13 protein-coding genes are annotated in these 18,812 nt (G+C 39.9%); 12 read left to right on the plus strand and 1 reads right to left on the minus strand.

Annotated features, from left to right (window positions below):
• Positions 1-39: 39 nt before the first annotated feature.
• Complete coding sequence (gene infB, locus BUA96_RS11055) at positions 40-2,805, plus strand: translation initiation factor IF-2 (protein WP_072983095.1); 2,766 nt, start codon at positions 40-42, stop codon at positions 2,803-2,805.
• Between the two features lie 64 nt (positions 2,806-2,869).
• Here infB and BUA96_RS11060 read toward each other — a convergent pair whose 3' ends face one another.
• Entirely contained in the window at positions 2,870-3,256 is a 387-nt protein-coding gene (locus tag BUA96_RS11060) for an SPOR domain-containing protein (RefSeq protein ID WP_072983097.1), read from the minus strand.
• 219 nt (positions 3,257-3,475) lie between these two features.
• Here BUA96_RS11060 and BUA96_RS11065 point away from each other — a divergent pair, with 219 nt between their 5' ends.
• The 11 genes from BUA96_RS11065 (at position 3,476) to queG (ending at position 18,734) form a co-directional block, all read left to right on the plus strand.
• On the plus strand, positions 3,476-4,816 hold the full coding sequence (locus BUA96_RS11065) for a c-type cytochrome (protein ID WP_072983098.1): 1,341 nt from the start codon (positions 3,476-3,478) through the stop codon (positions 4,814-4,816).
• A gap of 57 nt (positions 4,817-4,873) precedes the next feature.
• Complete coding sequence (locus BUA96_RS11070) at positions 4,874-7,957, plus strand: TAT-variant-translocated molybdopterin oxidoreductase (protein WP_072983100.1); 3,084 nt, start codon at positions 4,874-4,876, stop codon at positions 7,955-7,957.
• Between the two features lie 31 nt (positions 7,958-7,988).
• Positions 7,989-9,779 carry an NrfD/PsrC family molybdoenzyme membrane anchor subunit gene (gene nrfD / locus BUA96_RS11075; RefSeq protein WP_072983102.1) on the plus strand — a complete coding sequence of 597 codons (1,791 nt, stop codon included), beginning with the start codon at positions 7,989-7,991 and terminating at the stop codon, positions 9,777-9,779.
• 2 nt (positions 9,780-9,781) lie between these two features.
• Positions 9,782-10,321, plus strand: coding sequence for a DUF3341 domain-containing protein (locus tag BUA96_RS11080; RefSeq protein ID WP_072983103.1), 540 nt, complete (start codon positions 9,782-9,784; stop codon positions 10,319-10,321).
• Between the two features lie 3 nt (positions 10,322-10,324).
• Positions 10,325-10,987 carry a c-type cytochrome gene (locus tag BUA96_RS11085; protein ID WP_072983105.1) on the plus strand — a complete coding sequence of 221 codons (663 nt, stop codon included), beginning with the start codon at positions 10,325-10,327 and terminating at the stop codon, positions 10,985-10,987.
• 23 nt (positions 10,988-11,010) lie between these two features.
• Positions 11,011-12,369, plus strand: coding sequence for a quinol:cytochrome C oxidoreductase (locus tag BUA96_RS11090; RefSeq protein WP_072983107.1), 1,359 nt, complete (start codon positions 11,011-11,013; stop codon positions 12,367-12,369).
• Positions 12,370-12,395: 26 nt separating this feature from the next.
• Positions 12,396-13,466 carry a cytochrome c oxidase subunit II gene (locus BUA96_RS11095; RefSeq protein WP_072983109.1) on the plus strand — a complete coding sequence of 357 codons (1,071 nt, stop codon included), beginning with the start codon at positions 12,396-12,398 and terminating at the stop codon, positions 13,464-13,466.
• 25 nt (positions 13,467-13,491) lie between these two features.
• The gene (locus BUA96_RS11100; protein WP_072983110.1) at positions 13,492-15,336 is read left to right on the plus strand and encodes a cytochrome c oxidase subunit I; all 1,845 of its coding nucleotides are present in this window, start codon (positions 13,492-13,494) and stop codon (positions 15,334-15,336) included.
• 98 nt (positions 15,337-15,434) lie between these two features.
• Positions 15,435-16,457, plus strand: a complete 1,023-nt coding sequence (gene ruvB, locus BUA96_RS11105) for a Holliday junction branch migration DNA helicase RuvB (RefSeq protein WP_072983112.1) — start codon at positions 15,435-15,437, stop codon at positions 16,455-16,457.
• An 11-nt stretch (positions 16,458-16,468) separates the two neighbouring features.
• Positions 16,469-17,800, plus strand: coding sequence for a cytochrome P450 (locus tag BUA96_RS11110; RefSeq protein WP_072983113.1), 1,332 nt, complete (start codon positions 16,469-16,471; stop codon positions 17,798-17,800).
• Entirely contained in the window at positions 17,793-18,734 is a 942-nt protein-coding gene (gene queG / locus BUA96_RS11115) for a tRNA epoxyqueuosine(34) reductase QueG (protein WP_394365244.1), read from the plus strand. The genes BUA96_RS11110 and queG overlap by 8 nt, the downstream gene beginning before the upstream one ends.
• Positions 18,735-18,812 lie beyond the last annotated feature (78 nt).

Genomic DNA, 18,812 nt, shown 5'->3' on the forward strand with positions numbered 1-18,812 from the left:
GGTTTTTTAGGTTAATTTTATAGCGAATTAAAGCATTTTATGGCAGAAATAAAGAACATGAGGTTAAATAAAGTATTGCGTGAACTTAATATTTCACTTGATCGTGCTGTTGATTTCCTTAAGGAAAAAGGGCATGAGATAGAGGCACGCCCTACTACAAAAATCTCTGCCGAAATCTACGAGGTATTATCTGATCAATTTCAGACAGACGCGAGTAAAAAAGTTGCGTCTAAAGAAGTAGCGCAAGAGAAGCAGAAAGAAAAAGAAGCTATCAGACAAGCGCGCGAGGAGGAGATCGAAGAGAAACGCCAGGAGCAAGATTCTGATAAGGAGGTGATTCGTGCAAAATCGAACCTTCAAGGGCCTAAGCAAGTAGGTAAGATTGATTTGGATAAATCAGGAAAGCCAAAAGCTGCAGCTCCAGAAAAGCCTAAAGAAGAGCCTAAACCAGTTCAAAAAGAAGAGCCGGTTATTGAGCAAAAGGTAGAAGCGCCTAAGGTAGAAGAGAAGAAAGTGGAGGCTGAAAAGCCTAAAGAGGAAGAAAAGCCAAAGGTTGAGTCGAAGCCTGTTGAGAAAGAGGTGGCTAAGCCTAAAGCTGAAGCGCCTAAAAAAGCCGAGACGAAAACCGAAGAGCCTAAGCTTGGAGATGATGTCTTAAAGACAGATTATAAGAAATTAGACGGGCCAAACTTTACAGGTCAAAAAATTGACCTTTCTCAGTTTAAAAAACCGGAGAAAAAGAAGAAGCCAGCGGCCAATAAGGATGATAAAAAACGTAAGCGTAAGCGTATAAGTAAAGCTACGGGTGCGAATCCTAATAGTGGTGGTAATAACAACAATAGAGGTCGTAATCAAAGAGGTGGTGGACGACGCAATGCGCCTGTTGTAAAAGAAGAGCCTTCAGAAGAAGAAGTGCAAAAGCAGGTTAGAGAAACCTTAGAAAAACTTCAAGGCAAATCTAACAAAGGTAAGGGTGCTAAATATCGTAGAGATAAGAGAGATCAGCACCGTCAGAAATCTGAAAGCGAACAAGCGCAGCAGGAAGCAGAAAACAAGGTGTTGAAAGTAACTGAATTTGTTACGGTTAGTGAAGTGGCTACTATGATGGATGTTTCGGTAACTCAGATTATTTCAGCGTGTATGTCATTGGGAATGATGGTGACGATGAACCAGCGTCTGGATGCAGAAACCTTATCTATTGTTGCTGACGAATTTGGTTACGAGGTGGATTTTGTAAATGCAGATATTGAAGAGTCTGTTGCTGTTGAGGTAGATGCTGAAGAAGATCTTAAGCCTCGTGCTCCAATTGTTACAGTAATGGGTCACGTTGACCACGGTAAGACTTCGCTTCTTGATTATATACGTGAAGAAAATGTGATCGCAGGAGAAAGCGGTGGAATCACGCAGCACATTGGTGCATACGGAGTAACCCTAAAAGACGGTCAAAAAATTGCCTTCTTAGATACACCGGGGCACGAAGCCTTTACGGCGATGCGTGCGCGTGGTGCTCAGGTTACTGATATTGCGATTATCGTAATTGCTGCTGATGATGATGTAATGCCGCAAACTAAAGAAGCGATCTCTCACGCACAAGCTGCTGGGGTGCCTATTGTTTTTGCGATCAATAAGGTAGATAAGCCAACAGCAAATCCTGATAAGATTAAAGAACAGCTGGCAAATATGAATTTGCTTGTTGAAGATTGGGGTGGAAAAATTCAATCCCACGATATTTCGGCTAAAACCGGGGTTGGTGTAGCTGAGCTATTGGAGAAAGTTTTATTAGAAGCTGAAATTCTAGAGCTGAAGGCCAATCCTGATAAACGTGCTAACGGTACCGTTGTGGAGGCATTTCTTGATAAAGGTCGAGGTTATGTTTCAACTGTATTGGTTGAAGGAGGTACGCTTAAAATTGGAGATTACGTTCTTGCCGGTACTAACAGTGGTAAGGTAAAAGCGATGCACGATGAGCGTGGTAAAGAGATCAAGGAGGCAGGGCCTTCTACGCCGGTTTCTATTTTAGGTCTTGATGGAGCCCCTCAAGCGGGTGATAAGTTTAATGTGATGGAAGATGAGCGTGAAGCCAAAGACATTGCAAATAAACGTACGCAGTTGCAGCGTGAGCAGTCAGTGAGAACTCAGAAACATATTACACTTGATGAAATTGGAAGACGTATTGCTTTAGGAGATTTTAAGGAGCTTAATATTATTCTTAAAGGTGATGTGGATGGTTCTGTTGAAGCACTTACAGATAGCTTCGGTAAATTGTCTACAGAAGAGATTGTTGTAAATATTATTCATAAAGGAGTTGGTGCAATTACTGAAAGTGATGTATTGCTTGCTTCGGCTTCAGATGCGATCATTATCGGATTTAATGTTAGACCTGCCGGAAATGCTCGTCAGGTAGCTGATAAGGAAGAAATCGACATCAGAACATACTCCATCATTTACGACGCGATCAACGATCTGAAAGATGCGATGGAAGGCATGCTTTCTCCAGTAATGAAGGAAGAGGTTACCGGTAATGCTGAGATCAGAGAAACCTTTAAGATTTCTAAGATTGGTACTATTGCGGGTTGTATGGTTACCTCAGGTAAGATCTATCGTAACTCTGGGGTGCGTTTAATACGCGACGGAGTTGTGGTTTACACTGGGGAGCTTGCTTCGTTAAAACGCTTTAAAGATGATGTTAAGGAAGTGAGTAAAGGTTACGATTGTGGTATGCAGATTAAGAACTACAATGATATCAAAGAAGGTGATATTGTTGAAGCATATCAGGAAGTAGCTGTTAAGAAGAAATTGAAATAAAATCAATTAAGAATAAAAAAAAACCGCTGAATATCAGCGGTTTTTTTATGCGTTAGTATTTCGTTTAGCGTTCTGGTTTCATTACAAACGCGCTAGGAAATTTTTCTTTGATTTTGAGTAGCGCGCGATCTGCGTCTAGACGATCCCTAAAATTTCCAACCCAGACTTTATAATTTGGGCTTTCATAAACGATCTTAGGTTCCCATTCGCTAAAGCTTGAGTTGTAATCTTTCTGTACTTTATTGGCTTCTGTGATTTGGCCGTAAAATAATTGAATTTTATAACGATCTGCCAGTTCGTTATTCACAGTCATTTCTGACTTCAACTTTAGAAGTTCGGGTAACTTATTATCTTGAATGACATTACTTTTAGCGGTTTGCGCATAGGTAGCGGTGCTGAAAATGCCGCTAAAAATTAAATATAATAGCGGTTTTTTTAGGTTTCTTTTCATAAGAAAAATTGTTTAAGCAAATGTAAAAGTAATAACTCAAAACTTGTGATAATTATTATTTAGAACAGGTATAAATTACCTTTTAACGCTTTAGTAACACTTCAAAAATCCACTTCTAAGTCTTACTTTTGCCATCAAATTTGTCGGCACTATATTTAGTTAGTTGATGCTTAAATATCTAGAATTAGTGCCGCATTACTATGACAATTCTATCATACTATGAAACAGGGTAACTACCTTAATTCAGCTTCTCGATTTTCTATAATCACTTTAGCATTATTGCTTTCTTTTTCTTCGTTTGTGTTTGCTCAGGATGCTGAGCCTGCTGAAGGGGCTGCGCAGTCTGAAACTACTCCTGCTGTGCAAGGGGGTGACGCTGCTGCAGGTAAAGCATTGTTTAATGCGAATTGTGCTGCGTGTCATAAGTTGTACAGTCGTGCTACGGGCCCGGCTTTGTATAATGTTACTGAGCGTCGCGATAGAGAGTGGTTGTATCAGTGGATTAAAAATAACCGTGCGTTGATCGATTCTGGGGATCCAGAGGCGATTGCGATTTACGAAGAGTACAATCAAACAGCGATGAATCTTTTTCCGCAATTAAGCAATGCGGATATTGATGATATTTTAGCGTATACAGATACTCCAAAGCCAGAACCTAAAGCTCCGGCTGCTGCGGCAGGTGCTGCTGGTCAAGGTGGAGGTGGTGTTTCGAGCACTGTGATCTTAGCTATTCTTGCTGTTGTGCTTGTGATGCTTGTTGCTGTTTTATTCTTAGTAAATAATACGCTTAGAAAATTTGCAGTTGCTCAAGGTGTTGCTTTGCCGGTTAAAGAAGCGCGTAAGCCAATTTGGAAATCATTTGTAGAAAATCAATTCTTGGTTCTTGTTTCTGTAATTGTGTTGCTTTTAGGTGGAGCGTATTTTGCATACGGATGGATGATGCAGGTGGGTGTTGATCAAGGGTATCAGCCAATTCAGCCTATACATTACTCGCATAGAATTCACGCTGGTGACAACCAGATTGAATGTAAATACTGTCACTCTTCAGCACGTACGAGTAAAACTTCAGGGATTCCTTCTTTGAATGTGTGTATGAACTGTCACAAAAGTATTAGTGAGGTTGCTGATGAAACATCGGAGTTTAGTTCAGTGACTGAAGATTACTCAAAAGAATTTTACGATAAAGAAATTCAGAAGCTATATAAAGCTACTGGATGGGATCCTGCCACGCAGTCTTATACCGGGGAGACTCAGGCTGTAGAGTGGGTGCGCATTCACAACTTGCCAGACTTTGCCTATTTTAATCACTCGCAGCACGTTTCAGTGGCAGGAGTGCAGTGTCAGACTTGTCATGGTCCTGTTGAGGAGATGGAGATTATGTATCAAAACGCTCCATTAACGATGGGGTGGTGTATTAACTGTCACCGTGAGACTAATGTGAAGATGGATGGGAATCCGTATTACGAAAAAATTCACGAAGAGCTTTCTAAGAAGTATGGTGTTGAGCAGTTAACTGCGGCACAAATGGGAGGTCTCGAGTGTGGTAAATGCCATTATTAATAAGTTAAGATTGCGTGTAGTCTAACTCGCGTTTCAAAATAAATAACAATAGATTTTATGTCATCAAACAAGAAATACTGGAAAAGTGTTGAGGAGCTAAATGAGAATAGCTCTATTGTTGAGGCGCTTAAACAGAATGAATTTGCGCAAGAGATTCCTATGGATGAGTTTCTTGGGGACAAAGATTCGTTAGATGCTTCGTCAACTACGCGTCGTGATTTCTTAAAGTATGTAGGTTTTTCTACTGCGGCTGCAACACTTGCGGCTTGTGAAGGGCCTGTGAACAAGTCCATTCCTTACGTAGTGGCTCCAGAGCGCATTACCGCAGGAAAGGCAGACTACTACGCTACAACCATGGCAGATGGTTTTGACTTTGCTAGTGTTTTGGTTAAGACACGCGAAGGAAGGCCTATTAAAATTGAAAATAATAAACTGGCAGCTTCTTTAGGAGGTAATAATGCCAGAGTGCACGCTTCTGTATTGTCTATGTATGATACCAAGCGTTTGCAAGGTCCTAAAATTGACGGTGCAGATGTTTCTTGGTCTGAATTAGACGGTCAGCTGGGTGATAAATTAAAGAATTTAGGAGGAAAAAGTATTGTGTTGTTGACGCAGACTTTTGCTTCTCCTTCAACTTCAAAACTTATTTCAGAGTTTAGTGCGGCTTACCCAAATGTTAAGCATGTGACTTACGATGCAATAGGTGAGCAGGCTGCATTAGATGCTTTTGAAAGCAAATATGGTGAGCGTGCTTTAGCGGATTATGATTTTTCGGAAGCGGAAGTGATTATTTCTGTAGGTGCTGATATTTTAGGTGATTGGCAAGGTGGCGGCTTCGGTCCAACTTATGCTAAAAGTCGCGTTCCTAAAAATGGAAAAATGTCACGTCACGTGCAGTTTGAGGCGAATATGACTTTATCTGGTGCAAATGCTGATAAGCGTGTGCCAATGACTCCTGCTCAGCAGAAAAAAGCAGTTGCCGCTATTCAATCAATTGTTTCTGGTGGAAGTGCCAATACAGGATTGCCGGCAGAACTAGATGAAGCTGTTAAAAGTGCAGCAGCTCAATTGCGTAAAGCGGGAAGTAAAGGAGTGTTTGTAACTGGTGTTCAGGATGCAAATGCACAGATGGTGGCGTTGTCTATCAACGAGACCTTAGGAAGTAGAATTATTGATGTTCAGGCTCCAAAAATGACCCGTCAGGGTAATGCTGAAGAAGTTCAGCAATTGATTGCTGATATGAATTCTGGTGCTGTAGGCGCGCTTCTTGTAGCGGGTGTAAATCCTGCTTACAGTTTGCCTAATGCTGATGAGTTTGTTGCTGGTTTAGAGAATGTTGATGTGAAGGTTTCTTTCAATATGAAAGAAGATGAAACCGGACTTCTTTGTAATTACTTAGCTCCAGCGCCACATTATTTAGAATCTTGGGGTGATGTTGAAATTAAGAAAGGTCAAATTTGTCTAACGCAGCCAACTATTCGTCCTTTATTCAATACAAGACAATTTCAAGACTCATTATTGGCTTGGACAGGTCAAGGGGTTACCTATTACGAGTATCTGAAAAATAACTGGAGTAACGCTTCTACGAGCTGGAATCAAGCATTACATGATGGTTTTGTAGCGGGTTCTATTCCTGCTGCTGAAGAGACTACAGAAATGTCAAGCGCAACTTCAAATGGTGCTATCACACTTTCAAGCGCTGTTGCGGCTCTTGCTCAAGAGGAGGCTTCAACTTCTGGTTATGAGTTGACGCTTTATTCAAGTACTGGTATTGGTAACGGTGAGCAGGCTAACAACCCTTGGTTGCAAGAATTCCCTGATCCGATCACAAGAACTTCTTGGGATAACTACCTGACCATGTCTAAAGCAGATGCAGACAAGTTAGGGATTGAAAATGAAATTACTTCTAAGGGAGCTTTAAACGGTAATTATGTAAACATCACTCTTGATGGTAAAACTATTGAGAATGTTCCTGTTTATGTGCAACCAGGTCAAGCTCCGGGATCAGTAGGTTTAGCTTTAGGTTATGGTAAAAAAGCTGCTGTTCAAGAAGAAATGCAAGTAGGTGTTAATGCTTACCCATTATATAAAGATTTTAGCGCCACACAATCTGTTCAGATTGAAAAAGTAGGTGGTGTGCACGAATTTGCTTGTGTTCAAATGCAGAACACGATGGCTGGGCGCGCAGACGATATCATACGTGAGACCACTTTAGAGATTTTTAATACTAAAGATGTTCACGCTTGGAATCCTGTAGGAGAGGTTGATTATAACCACTCTGAAATTTCGGTAAGAGATAAGAATGCAGATATCTGGGAATCTTTTGATGATACCATGGGTCCTCATTTTAATCTTTCGATTGATCTTAATGCGTGTACCGGTTGTGGTGCGTGTGTTATCGCTTGTCACTCAGAAAACAATGTTCCTGTAGTAGGTAAGCAAGAGGTGAGAAACTTCAGAGATATGCACTGGTTGCGTATTGACCGTTACTATTCATCTGCAGATACATTTGAAGAGGAAACTAAAACCCTTGAGGAGCTTCCTGCTTTTGATAGTTATTCAGTAGTAGAGAAGCAGTCTTATGACAATCCAGAGGTTGCATTCCAGCCTGTGATGTGTCAGCACTGTAATCACGCTCCTTGTGAGACTGTATGTCCTGTAGCTGCGATTGGTCACGGTCGACAAGGTCAAAACCAGATGACTTATAACCGTTGTGTAGGTACACGTTACTGTGCTAACAACTGTCCGTACAAAGTGCGTCGTTTCAACTGGTTCCTATATGCAGAGAACGATGAGTTTGATTACAATATGAACAATGATCTTGGTCGTATGGTGCTTAATCCAGACGTTACAGTACGTTCTCGTGGGGTTATGGAAAAATGTTCTTTCTGTATTCAGATGACACAAAAAACAATTCTAGATGCGAAACGTGAAGGTAGAGCAGTAGAGGATGGCGAGTTTGCAACCGCTTGTAGTAATGCTTGTGATAACGGCGCTATCAAGTTTGGTGATGTGAATATGCCAGATTCGGAGATCGTAGAATTGAAAAATGATAAACGTAAGTATTATTTACTTGAGGACATTGGTGTGAAGCCTAATGTATTCTATCAGGTAAAAGTTAAGAATACTGCAGAAGCTTAATTTAGTATAAAATAAATATCAATATATTAATATGTCGTCACATTACGAAGCACCCATAAGAGAGCCTTTGATTCTTGGAGAGAAATCTTATCACGACATCAGTGTAGATGTAGGTGCTCCTATTCTTGGTAAAGCCAATAAGTCTTGGTGGATTTGTTTTTCTATCGCGCTTATTGCGTTCTTGTGGGGTCTTGGCTGTATTGTATATACAGTGTCTACAGGTATTGGAGTTTGGGGTCTTAACAAAACCATTGGTTGGGCTTGGGATATTACAAACTTTGTATGGTGGGTAGGTATTGGTCACGCTGGTACTCTTATTTCTGCTGTATTATTACTTTTCCGTCAAAAATGGCGTATGGCGATTAACCGTTCTGCAGAAGCGATGACGATTTTCGCGGTTGTGCAGGCAGGTTTGTTCCCGATCATCCACATGGGACGTCCTTGGTTAGCATATTGGGTTGTACCTATTCCAAACCAATTTGGATCATTGTGGGTTAACTTCAACTCACCACTTCTTTGGGACGTATTTGCAATTTCTACCTATTTATCGGTTTCATTAGTATTCTGGTGGACGGGTCTTTTACCTGACTTTGCGATGATTCGTGACCGTACTAAGAGTCCGTTTCAGCAAAAAATATATGGTATCTTAAGTTTTGGATGGAGTGGCCGTGCTAAAGACTGGCAGCGTTTTGAAGAGGTGTCTCTTGTTCTTGCAGGTCTTGCAACTCCGCTAGTGCTTTCGGTACACACGATTGTATCTTTTGACTTTGCTACTTCAGTTGTACCAGGATGGCACAGTACGATTTTCCCTCCTTATTTTGTAGCAGGAGCGATTTTCTCTGGATTTGCAATGGTGCAAACACTTCTTTTGGTAATGCGAAAAGTGGTTAACCTTGAAAACTATATTACCATTGTTCATATTGAATTTATGAATAAGGTAATCTTGCTTACCGGCGGTATCGTAACAGTTGCTTATTTAACTGAATATTTCATCGGATGGTACTCTGGGGTGCCTTACGAAAACTATACATATTTATCATTTGGTGCTGCAACAGGACCATATTGGTGGGCATTCTGGGCGCTGATTATTTGTAATCTTATCGTGCCGCTTACGCTTTGGGTTAAGAAATGGAGAAGAAACATTCTTTGGACATTTATCGTAGCTCTTGTGATTAACATCGGTATGTGGTTTGAGCGTTTTGATATTATTGTAATCTGTTTGAGTAAAGACCGTTTGGCTTCTACTTGGACTATGTTCTCACCTACATTTGTTGATATAGGAGTTTTTGTAGGTACAATTGGATTCTTCTTTGTGTTGTTCTTATTGTATGCTCGTACATTCCCGGTTATTGCACAAGCAGAGGTTAAGAGTATCCTTAAATCTTCAGGAGAACGCTATAAGAGAATTAGAGAGTCAGGTGAAGATTTAGCTGGTACAGCAACAGATGAGCGTACCTCTAACTATGCGACTCGACCAGAGAGTTTAGCCGCTGCTTCAAATGCTAAAAGTACGTATCACCAATCTACTGTAAATGCAGATGCATTAGTTGATACTGAAACGAAAAAAGCAGAGATTGATTTGATGCTTGCTAAAATAGGAACTTATGATCCAGCAACACAATCAGCTGATGACCTGCAAAAGATCAGTGGTGTTGGTCCGGTATTGGAGCAAAAGCTACATCAGTTAGGTATTTATACCTATGATCAGGTGAGTAAAATGACTAAAACAGAATATGACCTTTTAGACGAAATTATCGATGCGTTTCCTGGTAGAGCAGAGCGCGATGATTGGGCAGGTCAGGCACAAAATCTTAAACAATAATTATGGCATCAGGAAACGTTTTACACGTGCTTTACAATGATGATGATATCCTTATGAAGGCAGTAAAAGCGCTGCGTTCTAAACATTATCGAATTATTGAGGTATATACGCCATTTCCGGTTCACGGCTTGGATAAGGCTATGGGATTACCTTATACTCGTATCGCTATATGTTCATTTATCTATGGACTAATTGGATTGAGTGTGGCGACCCTTATGATGAATTTCATAATGATTGAAGATTGGCCAAGAAATATTGGTGGTAAGCCAAGTTTTTCTTACCTGCAGAATATGCCTGCTTTTGTGCCAATTATGTTTGAATTAACGGTATTCTTTGCGGCGCACCTTATGGTTATTACTTTTTATATGAGAAGTAAGATTTGGCCTTTCAAAAAAGCTGAGAATCCAGACGTACGTACAACTGATGATCACTTTTTGATCGAAGTTGATGCAGCAAATCACGATCTTGATGAACTTTCTAAATTTCTTTATGATACAGGAGCTACAGAGATAAGTCTAATTCATAACGAAGAACACGCGTAACAAATGAAAAATAATATTCAAATATTAGGTTCATTGGTAATGATGTTGGTTTTTATGGCCTCTTGTCAGGATAAAGATCATCCCAACTATCAATATATGCCTAACATGTATGAAGATGTAGGTTATGAAACCTATGGTAATTATGAGGTTTTTCCTAACGGAATGGAAGCTATGCAACCTGCAGAAGGAACTGTTTCGCGTGGTTGGATGCCTTATGGCTACGAGAATAGCACAGAAGGTTATGAAGCAGCCAAAGCAAGTTTAAAAAACCCTGTACCCTATACCGAAGATAACCTGAATGAAGGTAAAGCATTATATACTATTTATTGTGCAATTTGTCACGGAGATAAAGGGGACGGTAAAGGTACATTAGCGAAGCGCGAAAAAATATTAGGTGTTCCGGCATACAATGATCAGGGACGTGCGATTACTGAAGGAAGTGTTTATCACGTAACCTATTATGGTCTAAACACAATGGGATCTTATGCATCTCAAACAACCGAGCGCGAACTGTGGTTAATTAACCATTATGTGCTTGACCTTAAAGATGCCCTTGACGGAAAGCCTAAAAGAGCATTTATAGACGAGGCTTCTTCTGAAGATGTTGCAAGTGTTGAGGAAACCGCAGGAGAGGAAGAAACTACTGAAGCGCAAACTGAAGAATAATAAAGGCAGGATATTTCAAAATTATGTACACGTTATCAAGTAAATTAAGACTTTTTGCCATAATTAGTATGGTTCTTGGACTTGTCGGTGTGGTTTACGGATTTTTATCTGTACCCGCTACAGTTGAAGAAGCAAGTGAAGTACTTGCCGCTCACGAAGCGCATCATGGTGAAGAAGCTAGTCACGAAGAAGCAAATTTTGTTGACGAGGCGCGTCAGGAACATGGATATTCTGAGAAAGCCATGGCACATGATAAAGATATGGGCCACGAGGCACACGGTCAAGGAGAGCATATGGAGCACGTATTGCATCAGATGCAAACAAAGCCTTGGTCTGCTGTATTTGTCGCTGCTTTTTTCTTTATGATGATCGCATTAGGAACATTGGTTTTTTATGCAATTCAAAATGCAGCTCAAGCAGGATGGTCGCCAGTGCTGTTTAGAGTGATGGAAGGGATTACAAACTATCTTCTGCCTGGATCTGTAATTGTTTTATTGATCGTGATTTTTGCAGGTGAGCATTTCTTCCCTTGGCAAAATCACGAGTTGGTAGCTGAAGATACTATCCTTCAAGAGAAATCGGTATACTTAAACTTTCCATTCTGGTTGATTAGAGGTATCATCTATGTTATTGGTTGGAATTTATACAGGCATTTTGCTAGAAAGAACTCTCTTGCAATGGATGATGCTGAAGGAGATAGACCATACAAGAACTTGTTTAAGTATTCGGTTTATTTCTTGGCCTTCTTTATTGTAACGGAATCTACAATGGCTTGGGACTGGTTTATGTCAATGACACCACACTGGTACAGTACGCTTTTTGCTTGGTATATTTTTGCAAGTATGATTGTTTCAGCTGTAACTGTTATTGCAATTGTTACCGTATCACTTAAAACGATTGGTAAACTAGAATTTGTAAATGATAGTCACTTGCATGACTTGGCTAAGTTTATGTTTGGTTTCAGTGTATTCTGGACGTACTTATGGTTTGGTCAATTTATGTTGATCTGGTATGCAAACATCCCAGAAGAGGTGACCTATTTTATCTTAAGAATACAAGAGTATAATCCTATTTTCTTCGGAATGATTATCATCAACTTTGTATTCCCAATTGTAATATTGATGAATAGTGATTTTAAACGCGTTTCTTGGTTCGTAGTAATTGCTGGTGTTTTCATTTTGGTAGGACACTATATAGATATTTTCCTATTGGTTATGCCATCTACGGTTGGACCGCATTGGTCTTTTGGAATTACAGAATTCGCTGCGTTACTATTCTTCTTAGGCCTGTTTATTTTAATGGTAGGTTTAGGATTAGCTAAAGTATCGTTGAGACCTAAGAATAATCCATTCTTAGTAGAAAGCGAGCATTTTCACTATTAATATCAACGAACAGAAAAAACACAACAATGACCGTTTTTTTAGTACTTATTGTAATCATTCTTTTTGCTGTAGCAATATGGCAAATGAGTAAAATATATGCGCTTTCTAAAGGGAGTTCTGCAGAAGATACCCAAGATGTCGCAAATGGAAAGGATAACCGTATCAATGCCAAGTTGATGGTGATGTTTATGGTGTTTCTTTACTTCTTAATGTTCTATTGCTTCTGGCATTACTCTAAATTCTATTTGCCTGAAGCTTCTTCCGCTCACGGTGGTAAGTACGATAACTTGATGTTTATCTCTATCGCCCTTATTATGGTGGTGCAGGTAATCACACAATTTCTATTACACTTTTTTGCTTATAAGTATAAAGGTGAAAAAGGAAAGCGAGCATTATTCTATGCAGATAATGATAAGTTAGAATTCATATGGACCATTATTCCGGTGATTGTTTTGGCTGGTTTAATTATCTACGGATTATTTACGTGGTCAGATATTATGAATTTTGAGGAAGACGAAGATGCACTTGTAGTTGAATTGTATGCACAACGCTTTAACTGGAAAGCGCGTTATGCTGGTGAAGACAACATTTTAGGAGATGCCAATGTTCGTTTTATCGAAGGTGTGAATCAATTGGGAATAGATCCTAGTGATGCTGATGGTAAAGACGATGTTGTGACTCAAGAACTGCATTTACCGGTAGGTCGTCAGGTGATTTTCAAACTTAGATCACAAGACGTTCTGCATTCTGCATATATGCCGCATTTTAGAGCGCAGATGAACGTTGTTCCCGGTATGATCACTCAGTTTTCATTCACTCCTACGGTGACTACCGAAGAGATCAGAGAGACTGAGTATATGCAGGATAAAATGCGTACTATTCAAGAGATACGTAAAGAAAAAAGTAAAGAATTAGTTGCTGCCGGAGAGCCTGCACTTGACTCTTATGATGAATTTGACTATTATTTACTTTGTAATAAGATTTGTGGAGCTAGCCACTATAATATGCAGATGAAGATTATAGTTGAATCTCAAGAAGATTATGAAGCTTGGTTAGAAACCCAGAAAACTTTTGAAGCGAGCATAGCTCAGCAGTAAAATTGATTTTTAAAAGAAACTAGATATGTCAGCAAACGCAACAGCTTTTGAACATGCTCACGATGATCACGCACATCACGACGATCATGCGCACCACGATCATCACCAGACTTTTATAAGTAAATATATTTTTAGTACCGATCATAAAATGATCTCAAAGCAGTATTTAATTACTGGTTTGTTTATGGGGATCATCGGTATAGCAATGTCTATTCTTTTTAGAATTCAGCTTGCTTGGCCAGAGGAAAGTTTTACCATTTTTGAAATTTTCCTTGGAAAATGGGCTCCAGAAGGAGTTATGGATTCTAGTATCTACCTTTCATTAGTTACCATTCACGGTACTATAATGGTATTCTTTGTACTTACCGCTGGCTTAAGTGGTACGTTCAGTAACCTTTTAATACCATTGCAAATTGGGGCACGGGATATGGCTTCCGGTTTCTTGAATATGGTTTCTTATTGGTTATTCTTTTTGTCTGCTGTTATTATGTGCTCGTCTTTGTTTGTTGAGGCTGGCCCTGCTGCTGCAGGTTGGACGATTTATCCTCCATTGAGTGCTTTGCCTGAGTCTATATCTGCTGCAGGTACGGGTATGACCTTATGGCTAGTTTCAATGGCAGTTTTCATTGCTTCATCTTTATTAGGTTCTTTGAATTACGTAGTTACTGTAATTAATATGAGAACTAAGGGGATGTCAATGACCAGACTACCGCTTACAATCTGGGCATTTTTTGTGACCGCTATCATTGGTATTATATCTTTCCCGGTTTTATTATCGGCTGCGCTATTATTAATAATGGATAGAAGTTTTGGTACTTCTTTCTTCTTATCCGATATCTATATTGGTGGGGAAGTATTGCATAACTCAGGAGGTTCTCCCGTATTGTTTGAACACTTGTTCTGGTTCTTAGGTCACCCTGAAGTTTATATTGTATTACTTCCTGCATTGGGAATTTCGTCAGAAGTTATTGCTACAAATGCTCGTAAACCTATTTTTGGTTATCGCGCGATGATCGCATCGATTCTTGCAATTGCTTTCTTATCTACAATTGTTTGGGGTCACCATATGTTTGTATCCGGAATGAACCCGTTCTTAGGTTCTGTATTTACCTTTACTACCTTATTGATCGCGATTCCTTCCGCAGTAAAAGCCTTTAACTATATTACTACGTTGTGGAAGGGTAATTTGCAGATGAACCCTGCTATGTTGTTCTCCATTGGTTTGGTGTCTACTTTTATCACCGGTGGTTTAACAGGTATTATTCTTGGAGATTCTACACTTGATATCAATGTTCACGATACGTATTTTGTTGTGGCTCACTTCCACTTGGTAATGGGTATTTCTGCACTGTACGGTCTTTTTGCCGGAGTATATCACTGGTTCCCTAAAATGTTTGAAGGGCGTATGCTGAACAAGAATTTAGGTTACGTGCACTTTTGGGTTACAGCTATAGGTTCTTACGCTGTATTCTTCCCGATGCATTTCATTGGGATGGCAGGTTTACCAAGACGTTACTATTCAAACACAGCATTCCCGTACTTTGACGATCTTGCTGACGTAAACGTAATGATTACTATTGCTGCAATTGTAACCGCATCGGTTCAGCTAGTGTTCTTATATAACTTCTTCTCTTCTATTTTCTATGGAAAGAAAGGTCCTAAGAACCCTTGGAAATCTAACACGCTAGAGTGGACTACAGAGTTGAAGCACATTCACGGAAACTGGGAAGGTGAGATTCCATCTGTTTACCGTTGGTCTTATGATTATAGTAAGTTGAACGAAGATGAGACTGATTATGTAATTCCTGGTCAGGATTTCGTTCCTCAGAATGTACCCCTTCAGCCAAATGAAGAAGAAATGAATCACTAAATGATTCTTTATAAATATTCAAAAGCCCGCAATTTGCGGGCTTTTTTATTAGAGGAGCCTGAAGTAATCTGTGCACTCCTATTTAGTATCTTTACCTTATGAATGAGCATTTAGATCCCACCGGAGAAGGGTTTTCTCACGAAGAATACGATATAGAGCGTGCGTTGAGACCGCTTAGTTTTGATGACTTTACGGGTCAAGAACAGGTTATTGAAAACCTTGAAGTCTTTGTGCAGGCAGCTAATGGTAGAGGAGAAGCCCTAGATCATACTTTATTTCACGGGCCTCCGGGTTTAGGAAAAACCACTTTGGCTAACATTCTAGCCAACGAATTGGGGGTGAATATTAAAGTTACTTCGGGGCCGGTTTTAGATAAGCCGGGCGATTTAGCCGGATTATTGACCAACCTTGAAGAACGCGATGTTTTATTTATAGATGAAATACACCGCTTAAGTCCGATTGTTGAAGAGTATTTATATTCCGCAATGGAAGACTTCAAGATCGATATTATGATCGAAAGCGGACCCAATGCGCGTACGGTCCAAATCACTTTAAATCCATTTACGCTCATTGGCGCAACCACACGTTCCGGGTTGTTGACAGCTCCTATGCGAGCCCGTTTTGGGATCTCTTCAAGACTACAATATTATAACACCGAATTACTGACTACCATCGTTCAGCGTAGTGCCGAAATTTTAAGAGTACCCATTGATATGGAAGCTGCAATTGAGATTGCAGGTAGAAGTAGAGGTACGCCACGTATAGCGAATGCATTACTGAGAAGGGTGCGGGATTTTGCTCAAATAAAAGGTAACGGAACTATTGACATCGAGATCGCTCGTTTTGGCTTAAAGGCACTTAACGTAGATGCGCACGGTTTGGATGAAATGGATAATAAAATCCTGGCTACCATCATTGATAAATTTAAAGGAGGACCGGTTGGGATCACTACCCTTGCAACCGCAGTTTCTGAAAGTGCAGAAACTATTGAAGAGGTGTATGAACCTTTTTTAATTCAGCAAGGTTTTATTGTAAGAACACCACGTGGTAGAGAAGTTACTGAAGCGGCCTATACGCATTTGAATAGGGTAAAAGGTCCTATTCAGGGCGGGTTGTTTTAATATCGGAAGTTATGGCTAAGCCTTTTCCTAAAGTTTCCATGATTCAGTTTTTAAGATCGGCTTTGTCCATTTTGAAAAACCCGTTACCTTTTCATAAACGGAATTTTGAGGCCAAAGGCGATACGTTTCGGTTGAAGATCGGTTTTTCCAGAAGCGTTCTTTTTTCAAGGGATGCCCGTTTTGCTCAGCACGCGCTTCAGAAAAATCAAAAAAACTATCAGAAGTCTCCTATTCAAACGAAAGATCTTGCAAAATATGTGGGTCGTGGATTATTAACTGCAAATGGAGAGCATTGGGCAAAACAGCGCAAACTCATTCAGCCGGCATTTCATAAAAAAACGATACACGGTTTACTTCATAAAATAGATGAAGTTATTCAGAAGGAACTTAGTAAAATAGAGTCGGATAAAACCTTTGATATTTTTCCGATATTTAATGATCTGGCGTTTAACACGGTTGTACAGGCGTTATTTAGCAATGTGATTGATCAGCAAGACATTAACAGATTGCAAAATATTACAGAACGCAATCAGCGTATGATGGTCAAAGAATTGCGACAGCCGTATTTAAACTGGTGGTTTCAACTTTCAGGAGCCTTAAAAAAAGCACTAAATGAATCCCTAGAAGCACGGCAAATCTTAAGTAAACTTATCGATGCGCGTATTGCGAGCGAAACCCGTCACGATGATTTACTTGATATGCTGCTCGATGCACGATATGAGGATGACACGCCTATGAGTCGGGAGCAACTTATAGATGAGATTTTAATACTTTTCATTGCGGGGCACGAGACTACTTCAAACGCCTTGACTTTTACGGCGGCTCTTTTAGCCCGAGATCCTAAAATACAAGAAAAGCTTTATGTCGAAGCACTCCAAGCTCAACAAGAATCTGATCTCTTAGACAAAATCAAAAAGTTGACCTATACTAATCAAGTGATCAACGAAGCCATGCGGTTGTATCCGCCGGCCTATTTTATTGATCGCATAAGTATTGAAAATGATCAATTTGAAGAATTTGAGATTGAAGCAGGGACCAATATTTTATTTTCCATTTTTGAAATTCATAGGCACACCGATTTTTGGGAGCGGCCTGACACATTCAACCCGGATCGTTTTGCTGACGATAGCTTAAAATATTCTCCATATTACTATCCATTTGGGGCTGGGCCACGTATGTGTATCGGTAATCATTTCGCGATGTATGAGATGGTTTTGACGGTAAGTCAGTTAATGTGCAAGTTCAAGATTCAAGAAGAAGCATCTCCAATCGCTATAAATCCGTTGATCACATTAAAACCCAAAGACGTTTTGCTCACCTTTATACCTAGAGATCGTGAATAACACCAAAGCTAAACATACCGCCTGGATCAAAGCTAAAGCTAAGGAGTTGGGCTTTATGAGTTGTGGTGTTTCTAAGGCTGGCTTTCTTGAGCAAGAAGCGCCACGTCTTGAAGATTGGTTGAATAAAAATCGAAATGGCGAAATGCACTATATGGAAAACCATTTTGATAAACGCTTAGACCCTACGTTGCTAGTTCCCGGAGCGAAGAGTGTGGTTTCGTTACTACTGAATTATTATCCTGAAGAAACCCAGCGAGAAGATTCGTATAAGATATCTAAGTATGCTTACGGAACAGATTATCACTTTGTGATCAAGGATAAGCTGAAGGAATTCCTTGAAGCGATCAGAGCGCATATTGGAGAGGTAGATGGTAGAGCTTTTGTAGATTCGGCTCCTGTAATGGATAAAGCCTGGGCGGCAAAAAGTGGTCTGGGATGGGTAGGAAAAAACAGTAACCTATTGACCAAACAAGTGGGTTCGTTCTTTTTTATTGCCGAATTGATTATTGATCTCGAGTTAGAATACGATACTCCGGTTACTGATCATTGCGGTTCTTGTACAGCTTGTATTGATGCGTGTCCTACACAAGCGATTGTAGATCCTTATGTGGTTGATGGCAGTAAATGCATCAGCTATTTTACGATCGAATTAAAAAATGAGATTCCTGATTATGCTAAAGGTAAGATGGACGACTGGATGTTTGGGTGTGATGTATGTCAGGATGTATGCCCGTGGAACCGGTTTTCAAAACCCCATAACGAACCCTTATTTAATCCCAAACCCGAGTTGCTTCAGTATTCTAAAAAGGAATGGAAAGAACTAACCCAAGAGGTTTTTTCAGAAATTTTCAAAAAGTCTCCGGTCAAGCGTACAAAGTTTAGCGGCTTAAAGCGGAATATTGATTTCTTAGAGGACATCAAAGATCCTGAGTGAGATTTATTTTCTACAGTGCTTACTAAGTTATTTTTGTATTTTATATCGTAATATTATTAATTGCTAATCGAAAACGTT

This window comes from Leeuwenhoekiella palythoae, from assembly GCF_900130045.1.
Taxonomy (GTDB): domain Bacteria; phylum Bacteroidota; class Bacteroidia; order Flavobacteriales; family Flavobacteriaceae; genus Leeuwenhoekiella; species Leeuwenhoekiella palythoae.

Excerpts from the sequence above, each read along its gene's own strand:
- infB (WP_072983095.1), top strand. The coding sequence starts at position 40 with ATGGCAGAAATAAAGAACATGAGGTTAAATAAAGTATTGCGTGAACTT.
- BUA96_RS11060 (WP_072983097.1), bottom strand. The coding sequence starts at position 3,256 with ATGAAAAGAAACCTAAAAAAACCGCTATTATATTTAATTTTTAGCGGC.
- BUA96_RS11065 (WP_072983098.1), top strand. The coding sequence starts at position 3,476 with ATGAAACAGGGTAACTACCTTAATTCAGCTTCTCGATTTTCTATAATC.
- BUA96_RS11070 (WP_072983100.1), top strand. The coding sequence starts at position 4,874 with ATGTCATCAAACAAGAAATACTGGAAAAGTGTTGAGGAGCTAAATGAG.
- nrfD (WP_072983102.1), top strand. The coding sequence starts at position 7,989 with ATGTCGTCACATTACGAAGCACCCATAAGAGAGCCTTTGATTCTTGGA.
- BUA96_RS11080 (WP_072983103.1), top strand. The coding sequence starts at position 9,782 with ATGGCATCAGGAAACGTTTTACACGTGCTTTACAATGATGATGATATC.
- BUA96_RS11085 (WP_072983105.1), top strand. The coding sequence starts at position 10,325 with ATGAAAAATAATATTCAAATATTAGGTTCATTGGTAATGATGTTGGTT.
- BUA96_RS11090 (WP_072983107.1), top strand. The coding sequence starts at position 11,011 with ATGTACACGTTATCAAGTAAATTAAGACTTTTTGCCATAATTAGTATG.
- BUA96_RS11095 (WP_072983109.1), top strand. The coding sequence starts at position 12,396 with ATGACCGTTTTTTTAGTACTTATTGTAATCATTCTTTTTGCTGTAGCA.
- BUA96_RS11100 (WP_072983110.1), top strand. The coding sequence starts at position 13,492 with ATGTCAGCAAACGCAACAGCTTTTGAACATGCTCACGATGATCACGCA.
- ruvB (WP_072983112.1), top strand. The coding sequence starts at position 15,435 with ATGAATGAGCATTTAGATCCCACCGGAGAAGGGTTTTCTCACGAAGAA.
- BUA96_RS11110 (WP_072983113.1), top strand. The coding sequence starts at position 16,469 with ATGGCTAAGCCTTTTCCTAAAGTTTCCATGATTCAGTTTTTAAGATCG.